Annotated in this window: 18 protein-coding genes; 3 read left to right on the plus strand and 15 right to left on the minus strand. The window is 74.6% G+C overall.

Features of this window, described 5'->3' with window-relative positions; translation table 11 throughout:
- Positions 1–18: 18 nt before the first annotated feature.
- The 7 genes from ACSMXW_RS25640 to ACSMXW_RS25670 form a co-directional block, all read right to left on the minus strand.
- Positions 19–1,185, minus strand: coding sequence for a C40 family peptidase (locus tag ACSMXW_RS25640; protein ID WP_485799723.1), 1,167 nt, complete (start codon positions 1,183–1,185; stop codon positions 19–21).
- 420 nt (positions 1,186–1,605) lie between these two features.
- Positions 1,606–1,887, minus strand: a complete 282-nt coding sequence (locus tag ACSMXW_RS25645) for a hypothetical protein (protein WP_485799725.1) — start codon at positions 1,885–1,887, stop codon at positions 1,606–1,608.
- Positions 1,888–1,942: 55 nt separating this feature from the next.
- A complete protein-coding gene (locus ACSMXW_RS25650) occupies positions 1,943–2,872 on the minus strand; it encodes an AurF N-oxygenase family protein (protein ID WP_485808314.1) in 930 nt (309 codons plus the stop codon).
- Between the two features lie 110 nt (positions 2,873–2,982).
- The gene (locus ACSMXW_RS25655; protein WP_485799726.1) at positions 2,983–3,579 is read right to left on the minus strand and encodes a DUF3291 domain-containing protein; all 597 of its coding nucleotides are present in this window, start codon (positions 3,577–3,579) and stop codon (positions 2,983–2,985) included.
- A gap of 45 nt (positions 3,580–3,624) precedes the next feature.
- Positions 3,625–5,160: a penicillin-binding transpeptidase domain-containing protein gene (locus ACSMXW_RS25660; protein WP_485799728.1), complete on the minus strand. Its 1,536-nt coding sequence runs from the start codon at positions 5,158–5,160 to the stop codon at positions 3,625–3,627.
- 77 nt (positions 5,161–5,237) lie between these two features.
- Positions 5,238–6,935 carry an FtsW/RodA/SpoVE family cell cycle protein gene (locus ACSMXW_RS25665; RefSeq protein WP_485799729.1) on the minus strand — a complete coding sequence of 566 codons (1,698 nt, stop codon included), beginning with the start codon at positions 6,933–6,935 and terminating at the stop codon, positions 5,238–5,240.
- 212 nt (positions 6,936–7,147) lie between these two features.
- Positions 7,148–7,504: an SH3 domain-containing protein gene (locus tag ACSMXW_RS25670; protein WP_485799731.1), complete on the minus strand. Its 357-nt coding sequence runs from the start codon at positions 7,502–7,504 to the stop codon at positions 7,148–7,150.
- 811 nt (positions 7,505–8,315) lie between these two features.
- On the opposite strand from ACSMXW_RS25670, the gene ACSMXW_RS25675 reads away from it, so the two are divergent.
- Positions 8,316–9,119: a nuclease-related domain-containing protein gene (locus ACSMXW_RS25675; RefSeq protein WP_485799732.1), complete on the plus strand. Its 804-nt coding sequence runs from the start codon at positions 8,316–8,318 to the stop codon at positions 9,117–9,119.
- Positions 9,120–9,408: 289 nt separating this feature from the next.
- Here ACSMXW_RS25675 and ligD read toward each other — a convergent pair whose 3' ends face one another.
- Positions 9,409–10,290: a non-homologous end-joining DNA ligase gene (ligD, locus tag ACSMXW_RS25680; RefSeq protein WP_485799733.1), complete on the minus strand. Its 882-nt coding sequence runs from the start codon at positions 10,288–10,290 to the stop codon at positions 9,409–9,411.
- 218 nt (positions 10,291–10,508) lie between these two features.
- Here ligD and ku point away from each other — a divergent pair, with 218 nt between their 5' ends.
- Positions 10,509–11,402 carry a non-homologous end joining protein Ku gene (ku, locus tag ACSMXW_RS25685; RefSeq protein WP_485799734.1) on the plus strand — a complete coding sequence of 298 codons (894 nt, stop codon included), beginning with the start codon at positions 10,509–10,511 and terminating at the stop codon, positions 11,400–11,402.
- Positions 11,403–11,651: 249 nt separating this feature from the next.
- Here ku and ACSMXW_RS25690 read toward each other — a convergent pair whose 3' ends face one another.
- The 7 genes from ACSMXW_RS25690 to ACSMXW_RS25720 all read right to left on the minus strand — a co-directional run bounded on the left by ACSMXW_RS25690 (position 11,652) and on the right by ACSMXW_RS25720 (position 18,035).
- A complete protein-coding gene (locus tag ACSMXW_RS25690) occupies positions 11,652–12,356 on the minus strand; it encodes a hypothetical protein (protein WP_485799735.1) in 705 nt (234 codons plus the stop codon).
- Positions 12,353–12,970 carry an RNA polymerase sigma factor gene (locus ACSMXW_RS25695; protein WP_485799737.1) on the minus strand — a complete coding sequence of 206 codons (618 nt, stop codon included), beginning with the start codon at positions 12,968–12,970 and terminating at the stop codon, positions 12,353–12,355. Before ACSMXW_RS25695 ends, ACSMXW_RS25690 begins: the two co-directional genes overlap by 4 nt.
- 196 nt (positions 12,971–13,166) lie before the next feature.
- On the minus strand, positions 13,167–13,649 hold the full coding sequence (locus ACSMXW_RS25700) for a phospholipase (protein WP_485799738.1): 483 nt from the start codon (positions 13,647–13,649) through the stop codon (positions 13,167–13,169).
- 314 nt (positions 13,650–13,963) lie between these two features.
- Entirely contained in the window at positions 13,964–14,767 is an 804-nt protein-coding gene (locus ACSMXW_RS25705) for a carbohydrate ABC transporter permease (RefSeq protein WP_485808316.1), read from the minus strand.
- Positions 14,768–14,937: 170 nt separating this feature from the next.
- Positions 14,938–15,972 carry a carbohydrate ABC transporter permease gene (locus ACSMXW_RS25710; RefSeq protein ID WP_485799740.1) on the minus strand — a complete coding sequence of 345 codons (1,035 nt, stop codon included), beginning with the start codon at positions 15,970–15,972 and terminating at the stop codon, positions 14,938–14,940.
- Entirely contained in the window at positions 15,969–17,267 is a 1,299-nt protein-coding gene (locus ACSMXW_RS25715) for an extracellular solute-binding protein (protein ID WP_485799742.1), read from the minus strand. Before ACSMXW_RS25715 ends, ACSMXW_RS25710 begins: the two co-directional genes overlap by 4 nt.
- A 408-nt stretch (positions 17,268–17,675) precedes the next feature.
- A complete protein-coding gene (locus tag ACSMXW_RS25720) occupies positions 17,676–18,035 on the minus strand; it encodes a hypothetical protein (protein WP_485799744.1) in 360 nt (119 codons plus the stop codon).
- Positions 18,036–18,066: 31 nt separating this feature from the next.
- Here ACSMXW_RS25720 and ACSMXW_RS25725 point away from each other — a divergent pair, with 31 nt between their 5' ends.
- Entirely contained in the window at positions 18,067–18,459 is a 393-nt protein-coding gene (locus ACSMXW_RS25725; protein WP_485799746.1) for a hypothetical protein, read from the plus strand.
- Positions 18,460–18,680: the final 221 nt, after the last annotated feature.

Below are 18,680 nucleotides of genomic sequence, written 5' to 3' on the forward strand. Positions count from 1 at the left end.
CGAGTGCGGCTTGGGCGCTCAGCCACCCAGAGGCGGGGCCTCCGGGTCCGGTCGTACGGCTCCCAGGACCGGGTTCACGTCCACAGGTGAGACCTTGACGTGGTCGCCGGGCCGCGGGGCCTGCACCACCATGTCGTTGCCGAGGTAGAGGGCCACGTGCGTGGCGGTCGGGTAGTAGACGACCAGGTCGCCGGGGCGCAGCCGGTCCATCGGCACCCGGGCGAGCCCGCGCCACTGCTGCTGGCTGGTGCGCGGGATGGTGCGGCCCGCATGCGCCCACGCCTGCGAGGTGAGGCCCGAGCAGTCGAACGCGCCGGGGCCCGTCGCCCCCCACACATAGGGCTTGCCGACCTGGTTCATCGCGTACCGCACCGCCACGCTGCCGCCGCGCGAGGGCAGGCGGCCGGCGCCCAGCGCCGACGAGATCAGCGAATCCACGCCGTCCGTGTCCGTGCCGCCGGGCCGCTCGGGGCGCCGGTCCGCGGCGCCCTGCCCGCCGCCCAGCGAGGCGAGCAGCCGCTGCACCTCACGGAGCCGGCCCTGCACGGTGTCCCGCTCCCTGCGCTGCTGCCTGGCGAGCCGCTCCTGCCGGTCCAGGGCGCGGCGCGCGCTGAGCGCGAGCCCCCGGCTGCGCCGCTCGTCGCCGGCGACCCGGCGTAGCGCGGACGTGTGGGCCGCAGACATCCGCTGGAGCATGTGGCCCTGGTCCAGGGCGTGCTGCGGGTCGCGGGCGAGCAGCAGCCGTACGTAGGGGGAGATGTCGGAGCTGCCCTGGTACTGCAGACGGGCCAGCCGGCCGGCGGCGACCCTGCTGTGGTGCAGGGCGCGCCGGGCGTGCGCCAGCCGCCTGTCGAGGCCCCTGACGGTGGCGCGCTGCCTGTCCAGGCTGCGCTGGGCCGCGTGGTAGGCGTCGGTGGTCCGCTCGGCCTGCCGGTACAGCCGCTGAAGGTCACTCAGCAGGGCGTCCACGTCCGTGGTCCGGTCCCTGCCGGACCCCTGGGCGCGGGGCGGGGCGGCGGGGCGGCGGTCCGGCGCGGCGGGGTCCTGGCTCCCGGCCGCGGGGCCGGGTGCGGGACCGGGCGACAGGGGCGGCTGCGCGGGCAGCGCGCATGCCGTTCCGGCCGCGACGAGTGTGCCGGCCGCGACCGCGGCCGTACAGAACCCCCGTGCCAGCCTGCCCGTCATCTTCGGTCACCTCCGCAGCGGCGGACGGCAGATCCGTCCGCACCGCTCGTACATGTCCCGGGGTGCGGGCCGGACGCTCACCTGTGCTGGGCGGATCGGCCCAAGAATCTCACCCGTCCAGGGGGCGCACGATGCGGCATCCGTGGGGGAGCGCCCCGCCCGCGGCGGCACCTGACGGATACGTCCACCCGCCGGTGGGGCTGTGCCCCGGTGCCCTGAAGGGGCGCGGGGAACTGCGCGCTCGGCCACGACGCGCCTGCGGGGGGCCGCCGGGCCGAGCCCCTTGCGGTCTCGTGCCCGGCCAGCGGCCGGTGGAGGCCGGTCGCGCCCACGCGGCGGAGCCGCATATGAGTACAGCCCCGCGCCCCTTCCGTGGCTCGGTCGCACCGGCAGGTGTACGCACCGGGGCGCAGCCCCGAGTCACGTGTGGCGACGTGGCCTGGACCAAGGCCACTTCGGGCCGGACGCGCCCTCGCGGGTGGCCACCTCGTCGTACTCGTAACGCCACCCCAGGTGCAGCCCGAGCCGCCTGCTGCGAGCGGCGCTCACCCGGCGGTAGACGAGCACAGCCGGGGGCCCGCCCCCGGCGTCGGGCACCGGGACGCGGTACGTCTTCGGGGGGTGCCCGGTGGGGCCGAGCAGTACCGGCAGCACCCGGCCGTCCAGGGGTCCCCCGACGAAGGGGGTCTCTTCGCTCCGCACGGCACCAGTGTCACCCGGCACCGCGGCGGGCAGGGCGAGCCGGGGCCGCCCCGGTTCAGGCGAGCAGCCCCGAGGACCGCCACAGCCTGCGGCCCACGCCGCGCAGCACGCCGACGTCGTCCAGGAAGTCCGTCAGGCGCTTCGCGCCGGCCTGCATGACCTCCCTGCGGTGCCCGCTGGCCCGCACCTGGGCCACGGCCTCGTGGCGGTCGAGGCCGACGTCCGTGTAGACCTGCGGGTTGACGAAGGCCAGCGAGAAGACCCGGGCCGCCTGGCCGGAGCTGAGCCGGGTGAGCCTGCGCTCCCAGCGCGGCGCGGTCACCATCTGGCGGCGCAACTCCTCGCGGGCGTAACGCACATGGCGCGCCTCCTCGATCACATGGATCCGGGTCACGCCCCGCACCAGCGGCTGCACCCGCTCGTCCGGGAAGGTCAGGCGCTGCATCCAGTCCAGGATCTCCTCGCCCAGCAGCGTGCCCGCGAAGGAGCCCGGGGTCGTCGAGACCGTCTTCATCACCCGGGCCAGGTTGTGGTGCAGCCGGGTGACCGGATACGTGGGCGTGCCGCTCTTCTGTATCAGCCGCGCGAACATCTTCGAGTGCCGCGTCTCGTCGCCGATCTCCGTGAGGGCGTAGCGCACGTGCGCGCTGGTCACGGACATGTCGTAGATGTGCCGTACCAGCAGCTGCATCAGAATGATCTCGAACCAGATGCCGAGCGAGGCGAGCGAGGCGGCCTCGTGCCGGGCGAGGTCCATCCGCTGCTCCTCCGGCATCCGGCGCCACAGCGGGGTGCCGTACAGCGAGACCAGTTCCGGCGGCCAGAACCACTTGCCCGTAACCGGCGGGGCGTCCCAGTCCAGCTCGGTGTCCGGGTCGAAGGAGTGCTTCGCCGAGGCGTCCAGCAGCCGCTCGGCCACCTCCTCCCGGTCCTTCAGCAGCCCGAGCGCATCCCGCAGCACCGCACCGTCCGTCACGACCGCCATCGCCTTCCCCACTTCCTCGTCCGGCTGCCGGCACCATTCCGCCGGGGTGTTACCGCCGGTCACACCCCCCATGAGATCGCTCGGGGCGTAGGTCGTCAATCCCCTGCGCCTCAGTTGTCGAGCGCCGCCTCGTGCACCGCCGCCGACGGCGCCTCCGGGAGGGGGAGCGCCGGTGCGTGACCGGGCGGGAAGCCGGCGCGCAGGGTGAAGGCGTGCGCCGTGGGACCGTGGGTGCGGAGGTGGACGAGACGCTGTTCGGCCTCGGCGACCGTGGGGCGGTGTCCCGCGGGCACCCACCACAGGGCCGTCACCGCCTCCGCCAGGTGCTCGAACCACTCCCGGCGGCGCCGCAGCATCTCCCGGTGCCGCCCCGCGTACATGAAGGCCTCCAAGGAGGGCTTGTCCCGCCAGACACTGAGATTGACGATCAGCCAGGAGTCGCCGAACACGGGCACGTCGGTGGCGTTGCCCGAATCGCTCTGGAGCCGCCAGACGAAGCCGTCCGAGTCGTCGGCCACCGCGTTCACGGGGTCCAGGGCGGCGACGAAGTCGGCGAGCAGGGGCGAGTCCAGCGGGGCGCGCAGCCGGGCGATGTTGACCTGGGCGAGCTGGAACCCCGCGGCGGGCGCGGCGGATTCCGGTGTGCGGGTCGCGAACTCCTGGCCGGGGGTGGGAAGTTCGGGGGTGGGCGCGTCGGATGAGGTCATGTACCGAACGATAGGTCGGTTGGTGGCGCGCAGCCCAGTCCCGTCTCACCTCCCGGGCAGCACCGCCTCCATCACGCGCCTCGCGATCGGCGCGGCGAGGGCGCCGCCGCTGACCTCCGGACGGGTCCTCGCGGACGCCGCGTCCGTGCCTTCTTTCTCCCCTGCCCCTCCCGCACCCCTCACTCCGGGTGCTCCTTCTGCCGACCCCTCTGCCGCCCCTTCCACGAGTACGGCCACCGCGACCGCCGGGCGTGCCGTGCGCGCCGCCTGCGCCCAGGCGATGCACCAGGCGTACGGCGGTCCCGAGCCGTGCTCGGCGGTGCCGGTCTTGCCGCCGACGACGGCGCCGTGGATCGCGGCGCGGGTACCGGTGCCATGGGCCACCACGTCGGTCATCAGCTCCCGCAGCCTGAGCGCCGTCAGCGGGCTCATGGCGCGCCTCGGCGGCCGGCTGCCGGTGCCCATTCGCACCAGGATCCCGCGGGCGGTGGTGGTGCGGTCCACCAGGTACGGCGCGCGGAGGGTGCCCCCGTCGGCGACCGCCGCGGCCACCGCCGCCATCTGCAGCGGGGTCGCCCGGGCGTCGAGCTGCCCGATCGACGAGAGCGCGAGCTGCGCGTCGTCCCCCGGTGTGCCGAAGGCGCTCGGGGCGGTCGCGAACGGGACCCGGGGCCCGGGTGCGCCGAAGCCGAAACCGCGCGCCGCCGCGGCCATCCCGGAGCGCCCCACCCGGGTGCCGAGCCGGGCGAAGACCGTGTTGCAGGACCAGGTGAAGGCGTACCGCAGCGAGGCGTTCGCGCAGCCGGGCACCTCGTTCGAGAGCGTGGTCGCGGTGCCCGGCAGGCGGTACGGATCGGGGGAGCGGGTCGGTGCGTCGAGGCCGGTGACCACGCCCGCGTCGAGCGCCGCGGCGGCCGTCACCACCTTGAAGGTCGAGCCAGGCGGGTACGTGCGGCTGACCGCACGGTTGAGCATCGGCCGGTCCGGATCGCGGTTCAGCCGCCGCCAGGCGCGCTCGGCGCGCGGGCCGTTGCCGGACAGCTCGCCCGGGTCGTACGACGGGGACGACACCAGTGCCAGGATCGCGCCGGTACCGGGGTCGACGGCGGCCACCGCGCCCCTGCGCCCCGCGAGCCCCTGGTACGCCGCGCGCTGCGCCGCCGGGACCACCGTGGTGACGACCCGGCCACCGGGGCTGCGCGAGCGGGTGAGGTCGTGCCACAGGGGGAGCGGCGCGAGCCGCGGATCGGTGCCGGAGAGCACGGGGTCCCCGGCGTCCTCCAGGAGGCTGGTGCCGTACAGCTGCGAGGCGAAGCCGGTGACCGGCGCGTACAGCGGCCCGTCGGTGTAGGTGCGTTCGTGGCGGAGCTGCTCGTGGGTGTCCCGTGAGCCGGTTACCGGGCGGCCGCCGACGACGATGGCGCCGCGCGGCTGGGCGTGCCGGGCGATCGCGGGGCGCCGGTCCGCCGCCCCGTGCGCCTTCGCCCCCGTGCCGACGAGCTGGACGCGCGCCGCGTTGACCAGCAGGGCGAGCAGCAGGAGCACGCAGAGCGCGGCGGACCGGCGGATGTGCTGGGTCATGGCGACCCCGTTCGGCCGGCGGGCCGGGTGCGCGGGGTCACGGCGCCTCCGTTCGGCCGCGGGGTCGGATGTGCGGGTCACGGTCTCCCCGTTCGGCCGCGTCGCCGGATGCGCGGGCTCATGACGCCCTCTTTGCGCCGCGCCACCCCGCGCCCGCCTCCGCCTCCGCGGCCGTCTGACCGCCACTGTCCGTGTGCCGCGTCCGCGGTGTCATGGTGGCGTGCCGCGTCGCCGGTGCGGACCAGCAGGGCCACGATGATCCAGTTGGTGACGACCGACGAGCCGCCCTGGGCGAGGAACGGCAGGGCCATGCCGGTGAGCGGGATCAGCCCGGTGACGCCGCCCGCGATGACGAAGACCTGGAGCGCCACGATCGACGCGAGGCCGACCGACAGCAGCCGCCCGAACGGGTCGCGCAGCGCGAGCGCGGTGCGGTAGCCGCGCTCCACCAGCAGGCCGTAGAGCAGGAGGAGCGCGGCCAGGCCGGCGAAGCCCAGCTCCTCGCCGGCGGTGGCGAGGATGAAGTCCGACGTCACGGCGAAGCCGATGAGTGCCGAGTGGCCGAGCCCCAGGCCCGTGCCGAGCAGGCCGCCCGCGGCGAACGCGAAGAGCGACTGCGCGAGCTGGCCGGGCCCCTGACCGGCGTCGACCGAGGCGAACGGATGCAGCCAGACCTGGATGCGCGCATGCACGTGCGGCTCGAACCTGCCCACCGCCCACGCCCCGAGCGCGGCGAGCAGCAGGCCCACCGCGATCCACCCGGTACGGCCCGTGGCCACGTACAGCATGACCACGAAGAGGCCGAGGAAGAGCAGCGAGGTGCCGAGGTCCCGCTCCAGCACCAGCACGAGCACGCTCAGCAGCCAGGCCGCGAGCACCGGGCCGAGGGCGCGCCCGGTGGGCGGCCGGCGGCACCGCACCCGGCGGCCGGTGTGGGCGAGCGCGGCGCCGTGCGTGGCGAGGTGCCCGGCGAAGAACACCGCGAGCAGGACCTTGGCGAACTCCCCGGGCTGCCACGACAGCCCGCCGAATCGCACCCAGATCCGGGCGCCGTTGACGGCCGGGAAGCAGACCGGCACGGTCATCAGCAGCAGGGCGGCGGCCCCCGACAGATAGGTGGAGCGCCGCAGCGTCCGGTGGTCGCGCAGCCCGGCCACGACCGCGATGAACAGCGCCACGCCGAGCGCCGACCACACGAGCTGGGCGGGCGCCGCAGGACGTCCGGGGGCCACCGGGTCGAGCCGGTGGATCAGGACCAGGCCGACGCCGTTGAGCAGCACGGCGATCGGCAGCAGCAGCGGGTCGGCGTCCGGGGCGCGGAGCCGGACGGCGAGGTGCGCCAGCAGCGCCAGCGCGGCCAGGCCGGCGCCGTACGGTGCGACGCCGTCCGGCACCGCGCCCTCGGTGGCCAGCTCCACCGCGCAGTAGCCGTACCCGCAGAGCAGCAGGGCGAGCAGGAGGAGGGCCAGTTCGGTGCCGCGGGTGGGGGTGCGGGTGCGGGTGCGGGTGCCGATGCGGGTGCTGATGCGGGTGCCGATGCGGGTGGAGGTGCGGGTGCCGCGGAGGGGTGTGCCGCCGGAGGAGCGTTCGGGGGCGGTTGCCGACAGGGGATCGGCGTGCGGCGCGGCCTGCGCGGCCTGTGTGGGGGGCCAGGTCGGCGCGGTCGGCCCGGGTGCTGTGGTCGGCCCGGGTGGTGTGGTCGGCGCGGTCGGTCCCGCCGGGCCGGCCGGCTCCACGGGGTCAGCCGGGCGCGCCGGCCGGGTCGTTCCCGTCATGCGGGGAACCTAGCAAGCGGTGCCGCTTGTTTCCCGTTTTGCCGGAATGCCGGTCGGCGCGGGGCTCGGCGGCCCGGTGTGCCGACCGGCGGTCCGGTGGGCCGCCGGAGCGTGCCGGGCAGATCGGGGAGGCGGGAAGCGGGCTCGCGCGAGGCCGCCCGCGCCGTCGGCGTAAGGACCCGTTGGCGTACGGCCCCGCCGGCGCACGGACGTCAGCACCAGGGCGGCGGGGCGCCGATGTTGACGATGTACCGTGCCGCGCCCCAGGCCCAGGTGCCGCCCGTCAGGAGGTACCAGCGGTCGTTCCCGTCGACGGTCTCGCCCCGCGTCTTGCAGTAGATGGGGACGACCGCGTTGTACGGCTCGCTGCGCACCACCGTGCCGCCGCGGTGGGGCGCGTCGCGCAGCAGCAGCCCGGTGCGGGCCGTGACCCGCCCCCAGTACGTCTGCTCGGCACCGGGGTCGGAGCCGACGGCCGTCGCGGTGGCCGGGCCGGCGGCCGCGAGGGCGACGAGCGTGCCGCCGGCCAGGGCCGTGGCGAGCCGGAGTGCGGGGGACCGCAGGACCATGGGACCTCCTCGGAGGAACGGGGGCGCAGGGCTGAATGCCGTGTCCGGCTCGTCTGCCCCAACTGCCTCAACTGCCTCAACTGCCTTGTACTGCCTCAACCGCCTTGCACTGTCTCAACTGCCGTGACTGTCTCAAGTGCCTTGTCTGTCTCAACTGCCTCATCTGCCTGAACTCACCGTAGAGTCGTGCCTGCAGGGGCCGCAGGTCGCGCTGAGCCATCGGGGTGCGGGCCAGGCGGTGCGACGTGTGCGGCACCCGGCGCCGGACCGTCATCGGACGGACATCGGGGAAGGGGCCCCGGTGCGAGTGCTCCCCCGGGTCCCGGACGTGCTTCCGGTCGGCCGCCGTCAAGCGTGCGACGGCTGCCATCGGCGGGGCCCCACCCGGCGGTGGCCGCCGGCCGCCGTCAACGCCGCGCGCGCCGCCGTGACCGGTGCCGGCGCCCCCGGCGTGGACCCGCCGGGCATGATCGGGGCGTCCGGGTGTTGTTGTCCGTGCGGCGGCACGCTGGTCCCATGGTCGTCAGGGTCCGCGTGTGGCCGGGCGGTGCGGCTGAGAGGCGGCCGTGCCCGGGTTACGGTGCGGATGTGGCGGCGGTCTTCCAAGGAGGCGAGCGGTGCGGTCTTGGCGGTGGCGCAGGTCGGCCCCCGGTGCGGTGGCTTCGGGTGGTGCGGTCCCGCGTGCGGCGGTACCGGGGACGGCGGCCTCGGGCGGCGCGGTCCTCGCGGCGGCGGCCCGGGGCGGCGCGGTAGGGGGTGCCGCGGTGCGGGGTGGCGCGGAGCGCGGTGCCGCGGTGCCGGGCGGTGCGGCGTGAGCGGCCTGCGGGTGGTGCCGTCCCGCCGGAACGGCCGGGAGTGGGTGTACGTCTGCCTGCCCGACGGTGCGCACGTCGCCTGGTACGACCGCGAGGCCGCCCGGGTCAGCGTGCTGCGCCAGGACCTCACCGAGCAGGTGCTCCAGGCGCTGCACCCCTTTCTCAGCGGTGATGTGACGGTCGGCCCGCCGCCGGTGCCCACCGCCTCCGAGCTGGCCAGGCTCGCCCTGCACCCCGACGACGACCTCGCCCCCAACCGCCCCGGGGAGGCCCTGCGCGTCGCCCTCGACCGCGAGCCGGGCCCGGTCAGGCGGTTGCGCCCCGACCCGCGGCGCCGGGCGCTGGCGGCGGAGGAGGCGGTGGGCGAGGCGCTGGAGAGCATGGAGGGCGCGGGCTGTCACACCCTGCACTCCCTCCCGCTGCCCGGCGGCGACCGCATCCACCATCTGCTGATCGGCCCCAGCGGCCTCTTCGCGCTGCACACCCTGCCGGCGCACCGCCGCCGCGTACGCATCGCGGCGCCCCTGGTGGACACCGGGCGGGGCAGGCCCGAGCCGCTGCTGGACCGGATCCGCTCGTGCGCCGACCGCGCCGCGCACGTCCTGGCGGTCGAGGTGCGGCCCGTCCTCGTCCTGGTCGAGCCGCAGTCCGTGCGGACGACGGCGCCCGCGGCCGCCGTCCGGGTGGTGCGGGACAGCGAGCTGCCCGCCCTCGGCGGCCACGGCGTCGTCCTGAAGCCCGCGGACGTGGAGTCCCTCTACGCGACGGCCCGCGACCGGCACACCTGGCTGCGGCTCTGACCCGCGCACGGGGGCGCGCCATGGCCGCTGAGCGCGGTGTCGCCCCGTGCGTGGGTGCGGGCCCGCACCGGCGCCGTTCCCGGGGCGCGGCCACCGGTACCGTGCCTGGGGCGCGGCGAGGTCGGCGGCCCGTGCCGGGGTGCGGCGGTTCCCTCGTCGTCCGGAGCCAGACGTCCCGCGTCCGCCGCCTGGCATCCGGCGTCCCGCGCCAGGCGTCCCACGTCCGGCATCCGGCATCCGGCATCCGGCGCCAGGGTACGGCGCCCCCGGCCATGCCGTGCCGGGACGCTCAGGGGAGCGGACGGGCCCGTTCCGGGTCCAGCAGCGGCGCCAGCAGGTCTCCGTGCGTCTCCAGCCGGTCCGGCAACTCCCCGGCCGTCACCACCAGCTCCGCCGGATCCCGGCACGCGGCCACCTCGTCCCAGGTCACCGGCGCGGACACGGTGGGTTCGGCGACGGCCCGCAGCGTGTAGGGGGTGGCGGTGGTCTTGGCCGCGGCGTTCTGGCTGAAGTCGACGAAGACCTTACCCGGCCGCAGGCTGCGTTTCATCAGGTGTGTGGCGCGCCCGGACAGCGCACGCCCGGCCTGCACCGCGAGGCCCCGGGCGTAGGCCGTGACCTGTTTCGACGGGACGGGCTCCAGCGGGACGAGCAGGTGCAGGCCCTTCGCGCCCGAGGTCTTCGCGAACGCCTCAAGGCCGTCCTCGCCCATCCGCTCGCGCAGCCAGAGGGCCACCTCGCAGCAGTCGACGACGGTGGCGGGCGCACCCGGATCGAGATCGATCACCAGCCGGTCGGCGATGCCGGGCGCCTCCGCCCGCCACTGGGGGGTGTGGAACTCGGTGACCAGGTTCGCCGCCCACATCAGCGTGGCCAGGTCCTGCACCAGGACCTGGCGGGTGGGGCCGTCCGAATGGGGGACCTCGGCCGTGCTCACCCACTCGGGTGTGCCCGGGGGGAGGTTCTTGGTGAAGAAGCGCTGGCCCTCGGGGCCGTCGGGGAACCGCAGGAACGACACCGGACGGTCCCTGAGCTGGGCCAGCAGGGGGTCCGACACCGTGGCGTAGTAGTGCAGCACCTCGGCCTTGGTGAAGCCGCTGCGGGGATAGAGCACCTTCTCCAGGTTGGACAGCGCGATGCGCCGCCCCTCCACCTCGGTGATCGGCGTCATACGACGAGCGCTCCCGGGAGCACCTGAAATACCATGAATGCAAATAATACGCCCATAAGTGTCCCACGCCCGCGCGGCACGGGCGTCCCGCCGACACGGGTGCCTCGCCGGCACGGGCGCCGCGTCCGGCACACGAGCCCCTGAAGCCCCGGGCAGCACGGGCAGCACGGGCAGGACGGGCGCCCCGAGCGACCCCCGAACCACAGCAAAGGTGCGGCATGCGATCCATCTGGAACGGCGCCATCTCCTTCGGCCTGGTCAGCATCCCCATCAAGCTGGTGAACGCCACCGAGAGCCACTCCGTGTCCTTCCGGCAGATCCACACGGAGGACGGCGGCCGGATCCGCTACCGCAAGGTGTGCGAGCTGGACAACCGGGAGGTGGCCCAGGACGAGATAGGCCGCGGGTACCAGATCCCGGACGGCTCGATCGTGCCGATCACCGACGACGACCTGGCGTCGCTGCCCATCCCCACCGCCAAGACGATCGACATCGTCGCCTTCGTGCCGGCCGAGCGCATCGATCCCCTCCAGCTCGGCACCGCGTACTACCTGGTGGCGAGCGGGGTGCAGGCGGCCAAGCCGTACACCCTGCTCAGGGAGGCGCTGAAGCGCAGTGGGCGGGTGGCGATCGCCAAGTTCGCGCTGCGCGGCCGGGAGCGGCTCGGCATGCTGCGGGTGGTGGAGGACACGATCGCCATGCACGGGCTGCTCTGGCCGGACGAGATCAGGGCTCCGGAGCTGGCCGCGCCCGAGACGGAGGCCACGGTCCGGGACGCGGAGCTGGACCTCGCGGACACCCTCATGGACACGCTCGGCGAGGTCGAGCTGGAGTCGCTGCACGACGACTACCGTGAGGCCCTGGAGGACCTGATCGCCTCCAAGGTGACGGGCCGGCCGCTGGAACGCCCCGAGGCGGAGCCCGGCGGCAAGGTCATCGACCTGATGGCCGCGCTGGAGAGCTCTGTGCGGGCCGCCCAGGAGTCCCGTGGGGAGGGGGCGCCTGCGCGGGCCAGGAGTGCGGAGAAGGCGCCGGCCGCGAAGAAGAAGGCGGCGCCGAAGAAGGCGGCGCCCAAGAAGAAGTCCGCGCCCCGGGGGCGCAAGTCGGCGTGACCGCCGCAACGCGCCTGCGGCGGGCCAGCGGGTCGAGCCCCTTGCGGTCTCGTGTCCGGCCACCGGTCGGTGGGGGTTGGTCGCGCAGTTCCTCGCGCCCCTGGGGGGCTGCCTCTTGTGGTCTCGTGTCCGGCCACCGGTCGGTGGGGGTTGGTCGCGCAGTTCCTCGCGCCCCTGGTGGGGCTGCGCCTTGTGGTCTCGTGTCCGGCCACCGGTCGGTGGTACCTGAGCGCGCGGTTCCCCGCGCCCCTACGGGGCTCCGTGGGCCGTCGGCTTCCGGGGCTTCGGCTTGTGGGGCTTCTTGGGTTTGCCAGGGGGTGGGGACGTGTCGTGGCGGGGAGCGGTCCCGGCGGGGGGCGGGGGGAGCGCGTTCTTCGCCTTCCCCTTTTCCTTCTGTTTCCCCGGCTTGATCTTCCCGGCCCTACCCGGCCCACCCCCGTCCACCGTCCCCGCGCAGTGCGCGGCGCCGTGCACCGGGTGGGTGCGGCAGCGGGCGCGGTCCTGTGCGGGGCCGGGGTCGGACGGGGGACGCCCGGGTGCGGCACCGTGCGACGACTGCGGGGTGTGCCCGGCGGGGTCGGGCGACGGGTGGTTCAGGCCGGCCGACGCGGAGGGCGCGGGGTGCGGCGCGGGGCCGGGGCCGCCGTCGCCGCCGTGCGTGGGCAGGGTGACGAACGTGGCGTAGGCCGCACCCCCCAGCGCACAGCTCGCCACCACCGCCGCCAGCAGCGCGCGCCAGGCGCCCCGGAGCCGCGGCAGGCGGGTGGGGCGCCAGTCGTCCCGGCGCCGGGTGCGGGTCGGGCGGTCGGCGTCGAGCCTGGCCAGCCGGAAAGCGGCGAGCGCCCGCCCCTCGGCCTCCGGGTCGATCGCCTCGGGGCGCCGCACCGCATCGAGCAGCGACTCGATGATCCGCTGCTCCCGGGGGTCGTCGGAGGGTGGTCTGAAGGTGTTCATATCGACTTCCCCAGCGTATGGGGTCCGCTGTCCGGCACGCCGTGCTCGGCCAGTTGCCGGGCCAGGCGCCGCAGACCGCGGTGCGCCGCCGAGCGCACCGCGCCGGGCCGTTTGCCCAGCACCCGCGCCGCGGCGGGCCCGGTCAGCCCGACCACCACGCGCAGCAGCACCGCCTCGGCCTGGTCCTGCGGCAGGCCCGCGATCAGGTCCAGCGCCTCGCGGGTGGTGATGGACTCGATGGCCTGCTCGTGGGTGTTCTGCCGGCCGGGCAGCTCCAGCAGCGCGGGATCGAGGAACGCCGAGCGCGGGCGGACCCTCTGACGGCGCAGATGGTCCAGCGCGCGGTGCCGGGCGATGGTGGCCGTCCAGCCCCGGAAGCCGCCCGCGTCGCCGCGGAACCGCCACAGGTCACGGGTGATCTCCAGCCAGGCCTCCGCGGCGACGTCCTCGGCGTCGTCGCCGACGAGGCCGCGCACATAGCCGAGCACGCCCGGGTGCACCATGCGGTAGACGGTGGCGAACGCCGCTTCGTCCCCTTCCTGAGCGCGGGCGACGGCGTCCTCCAGCGCCCGGTCGTGTGGTCGTTCGCGCCGGACGCGGCCAGGCTGGTTCACAAGGCCCCTTTTCTCACGGAGTACGGCACAGTTCACCGTGCGGGGGCCGCACACCGCTCAGCGTGTGAGGTGCCAAATATCACATGAACCCGGGGGCCGTGTCGCCGTATTGGACAACTCCGCGCCGGGCCCGGACCGTCCGGGGAGCGCCGCCGCGCTCCCCGGGTGGCCGGGACCCGGCCCTGGAACCGGCAGGTCAGGCGGCGTCCTCGGTGGGCGCCACGGAGCCGAGGTTGTGCGCCGCCTGGTAGTAGACCCAGGCCGTGCCGTCACACGACGACTTGGTGGCTCCGCTGTACCTGGCGCACACCCGCTTGAGATCCTCGTAGAAGGCGCTGTCGATCCGGTCCTTGTTGGCGGGGAACTGCCCGACCGCCTTGTAGTTGCGGTACCCGAAGTCGTGGCGGGAACAGGCGTCCTTGAAGGGGAAGCCGAAGGGGTTGTCGGGGGAGCTGCTGCAGTAGTCGGTGGACCAGTCGAACTCGTAGGCGGCCCAGGCGGCCTGGTTGTTGCGGGCGGCGATGAAGGCGTTGTAGCTGGTGACGCTCGTCTGGGTCCAGCTGCTGAGGACCTGGAGCTTGTCGGCGGGGACCGCGGCGGAGGCGGTGGAGGCGGGCAGCAGGACGGCGGTCAGGGCGACGCCGGCGGTGGCCAGCGAACCCGCGAATCTGCGACGCATATGAGGCTGACTCCTTTGTGAGGGAGGCTCGTTGCCCGGCGGTGGCCGCACGGGCGGTCACAGCGTTCGGCGCCGCGCTGTCGCAGGTCGGTACGGCGTGTGGACGCCCGGCGACGTGTCACCGGCGCAGAGATGACGACCGTCCGCATGGCCAAATCCGGTGGGGCGGAAGGGATTTACCCCGCTGCGACGTGCGTGACTCGCGCCGCGGCCCATGAATTGACGCGCGTAGCGAAGGGTGCGACCCGTGAAGGGACGGACGTGGCGAAGGGCGCACCGTCAGCTCCGGGAGAGCGCCCCCGGGCGCCGGGTCCTCACTGGCCGGCCAGCCCCGTGTGGGCGACCCCCCGCACGATCTGCCGCTGGAAGAGCACGAAGACCACCAGCAGCGGGAGCCCCGCGATCACCACGGAGGCCATCATCTGCGCATAGCGCAGCCCGTAGGAGGACTGGACGTTCACCAGGCCGACCGGCAGCGTCATGCCGGCCGGGTCGGTGGTGACCAGGAACGGCCAGAGGAAGTTGTTCCACGTCGAGATGAACGTGAAGATCGCCACCGCGGCTAGCACCGGCCGGGACAGCGGCACCACGACCGTGAAGAAGACCCGCCACCGCCCCGCGCCGTCGACGAAGGCGGCCTCCTCCAGCTCCCGCGGCACCCCCTCGAAGAACTTCACCAGGATGAACACCATCGCGGGCACCGCGACCTGCGGCAGGATCACGCCCCAGTAGGTGTCGACCAGACGCAACCGCACCATCTCCGCGAACAGCGGTGCCATCAGCACCTGCGGCGGCACCATGATCCCCGCCAGCACGATCCCGTACAGCGCCCTGCGGCCGCGGAACTCGGTGCGCGCGAAGCCGTACGCGGCCAGGGCGCAGAGCAGCACGGTCAGCAGGGTCGTCAGCACAGAGACGTACGCCGTGTTGAGCATCCACCGCACCAGGTCGCCCGACTCCCACACCTGCGCGTACGCGTGGAAGGTGATCCGGGAGCCGATCCACTCGAGCGGGGTCCTCGTCGTCTCGCCCTCCGGCTTGAGGGAGGTGGCGACGGCCCAGGCCAGCGGCAGCACCCACACGACGGCGAGCAGCAGGGCCGGCAGCAACAGCGCGATCCGGCCCGGCGTCCAGCGGGGCCGCCGTCCGCCGTCGGCGCCGGGCGCGCCCGACCGCGGGCGGCGAACGGCCGCGGGCCCCCGGCGGGGCGCGGCCCCGCTGGACGGCGGAGCGGCGTCCGGCGGGACGACGGCACCGGTCGGTGTGGCGCCCGTCGGGGTGGCGGCACTCACCCGGCCTCCTCACCGCTCCGCCGGGACAGCCGCAGCTGCACCAGGGAGACGATCACGATCAGTGCGAAGAAGAGATACGAGACGGCCGAGGCGTAGCCGAGCCGGTAGCCGGTGAAGCCGGTCTCGTAGACGTACTGGAGGATCGGGCGCGTCGAGCCGTCGGGTCCGCCGCTGGTCATGATGTACACCTGGTCGAAGATCTTCAGCGAGGCCAGCACCTGGAGCACCAGCACCACGCCGGTGGTGCGCCGCAGCATCGGCAGCGTGACGTGCCACAGCCGGTGCCGGGCCCCCGCGCCGTCCAGCTCGGCCGCCTCGTACAGGTGCGGCGGGATGGCCTGGAGTGCGGCCAGGTACAGCAGGAAGTTGAAGCCGACCGTCCACCAGACGGTGGCCGCCACGATGGAGAGCATCGCGTACCGCTCGTCGGTCAGCCACCCGATGCCGGGGTGCAGGCCGAGCTCCGCCAGCAACTGGTCCGCGAACCCGAAGCCCGACGGGTAGATCACCCACAGGAAGAGCAGCCCCACCACCCCGGACGGCAGCAGGAACGGCGCGAACCAGGAGAGCCGCCACAGCCACTGCACCACCCGCAGGTGGTGTGCGAGCAGCGCGAGGACCAGGCCGAGCACCACCAGCGGCACGGTGGAGAGCACGGTGAACCACACCGTGTGCCACATCGACGACCAGACCGCCGGGTCCCGCAGCGCCTCGGCGTAGTTCGCGAAGCCCACGAAACGGCCGCCGGAGCCGGTGATGTTGTCGCTGCGCAGGCTGAGCACGACCCCGGAGACCAGCGGCCAGAGCAGGAAGAGCGCGTAGACGAGCAGGAAGGGGCCGACGAACATCAGCCCGTGCTCGGTCCACCCGCGGTGCACGGAGCGCGGCCGGCCTGCGGCCCGGACGCCGCCGGCGGCACCGGCGGCTCCGGCGGCACCGGCGGCACCGGTCTCCCCGTCGGCCCCGGCCCCGGCGGCCCCGGCGGCGGTCGCCGTGGCGGCGGGAAGGGCACCCGGCAGCGGCCGTGTCATGCCGCACCACCCGCCTCGCCGAGCGGATCGGGCGTCGCCAGCAGCTTCCGCAGCCGGGCCGTCATCTCGGTGAGGGCATCCCTGGGGGTGCGGGAGCCGGTGAGCACACCGGAGAGCACGTTCGCCAGCGCGATCTGCCCCTCGGAGGCGGACCCGGCGAACCACGCGGGGTCGTCCAGCGCCACGTCGTCTATCACCGAGCGGTACTCCGACTGCGGCTCCAGACGGAGGTAGGCGGGGTCCCTGCGGGCCGGCCCGTACGCGGGGATGTGGCCGCCCCTGGCCCAGTCCACGGAGTGCCGCAGCATCCAGGCGACGAAGGTGTGGGCGGCCTCGTTGCCGGCGCGGCCGGGTCCCGAGCGGCCCGCCTGGTGCGGCAGCACGAACGCGTGGCAGTCGGCCTGGGCGGTGGGGCGGCCGAAGAGCGCGGGGATCCGGGTCATGGAGAACGGCAGCCCGCTGTTCTCGAACGTGGTCACCTCCCACTCGCCGTTGAGGAAGAACCCCGTCCTGCCGCCGTTGAAGATGCCCACGGCCCCCGGGTAGTCCGCGCGCCGCACCATCAGCCCCTCCCGGGTCAGCATGGCCATGAACTCCAGGACCCGCAGCGCCTTGGCGCCGTCGAGCGCGAGCCGCCTGCCGTCGGGTGTCAGGACGGCGCCGCCCGTCTGCGAGTAGAAGGTGGCGAACAGCCGCCAGGGCGTGACGGCATTGGGGCCCAGCGTCTCCGCGGTCACCGCCGGGGCGCCGGTGGTGCGCCTGATGCGGCGCAGCACGGACACGAAGTCGTCGGCGCCGTGGATGGGGCGGAGCTTTCCCGCGGCGTCCAGCAGCCCGGCCTTCCGGCAGATGCCGGTGTGGTAGTAGAGCACCATGGGGTGGGTGTCGAGCGGGATCGCGTACTGCCTGCCCTTCATCCGCCCGCGGCGCCAGATGTCGTGCGGGAACTGGCCGGGGGTGATGCCGCCGGCCGCCAGCAGGTCCATGTCGAACGCGTCGAGGAGCCGCCCCGGCGCGAACCCCGCCAGCCGCGCCAGGTGCAGCACGGCGACCTCCGGCGCCCGGCCGCCCGCCCCGGCCATCGCGAGCTTGGTGTAGTACGGGGTGCCCCACTGCAACTGCGTCGCCTGGAGGGCGATGTCCGGGTGCCGCCGGGCGAACGCCCGCGTCATCTCCGTCATGTTGACGCCGTCGCCGCCACCGAAGAGGTGCCAGTACCGCAGCCGTACCTTGCCGGCCGCGACGGACGAGGGCGCGGCACAGCCGCCCGCGGCCAGGGACGTGAGCCCGGCCACGGCCACCCCACCCAGGCCGCCGAGCGCGCGCCGGCGGCTGGGGCCGCGCGGGACCGGATGCCGGCGGTGCGGTTCGGCGCCACCGCCTGGGCGGTGCGGTTCCCGGCGGTGCGGTTCCTGGCGGTGCGCAGCTGGCGGTCCCATACATCCACCCCGACCGTGAGAGATGCCGTTCGACATACCGAATGACGCTCGTAACTGCGAACGGGAACGTAGGGTCGAACGGCATGCCCGTCAACGGATCGCGCACACATTCGCGCGATCCGAGGGGCGCCGGTCCACATCCGGTGCGCCGCCTCACGGAACCCTCACCGGTACCGGGCGCGGGCCACGCGGCGTCCGGCCACACGGCGTCCGGGCCCACACCGCGCCCGGACCCGCGCCCCGCGCACCGTCCCGCCGGCCCCCTCAGACCCGCCGCACCACGTGCAGCAGGTACTCCTTCCGGTTGAGCGGATGGTGGTCCGTGCGCGGCCGGGCCGGGGTCCCGTCGCGGACCGGGCGGTAAGGGGCGAACTCGTACTCCAGGACGCCCTCGCCCCGGGTCAGGGCCGGCAGCGGTTGCTGGAGGCCGTGCACGCGGGCCGCCGGCACATGGCCCCGGAGCAGGTACCCGGACCCGTCGCGCACGGACTCGTCGGGCAGCGCCCGCATCCGTGCGAGCACCGGCAGCAGCGCGTCCAGCACGTCCGCGGGGATGCCGAGCCGGAAGCGGTGGACGGGCGCGTGCGCCCGTGTCCCGGCCCGCCGCGGGGCACCGGCGAGCACCAGCGGCGTCAGGCACCGGACGTCGCCCGCAATGGTGATCGATGACCTGCGGCGTGAACGTGAGGAGCGGGACCGCGACTTGGTCCTCCCCGTGACGGCGGTCATCGAGACGGGCAATCACATTGCTCAGCTGGCGGATGGCCGCAGCGGGCGCACCTGCGCGGAGAAGTTCGCGCCGGTGCTGCGCACGGTGGTGGAGGGCAAAGCCGCGTGGGTGCTGAACGAGGTGGAATGGGACGCCACCCACCTCGGCGCTCTGATCGAAGGCGGGAGCACGGGCAGCACTCTCGTGGAACATGCCTGCAACCGCCTCGGATGCGGCGACCTGAACATCCTCATCGAACGAGACCGCCACCTTGCACGGACCTCCGGCCTGACGGCGACCGTCTGGACGCCGGACGGGTCGCCGGCGTCGTACGCCTGAAAGGCGTAGGGCAGCGCGGGGTGGAGTCCGGCGGCGACGGCCGCGGGGCGCCGAGCCGGGCGGCGCCCCGCAAGCCGGCGTGCCCGCACGGGAGTTGCGGGCCGGCCCGCGGCGACGGCGCAGAGGCCGGTCGGGTGAGCGCCAAGGCGCGGGGCGGCAATGGTGTGCCGTTGCGCGTGGCCCCCGCGGGATTGGGCCAGCATGACCTTGACGTATGCGCC

This window comes from Streptomyces sp. DSM 116793, from assembly GCF_057320905.1.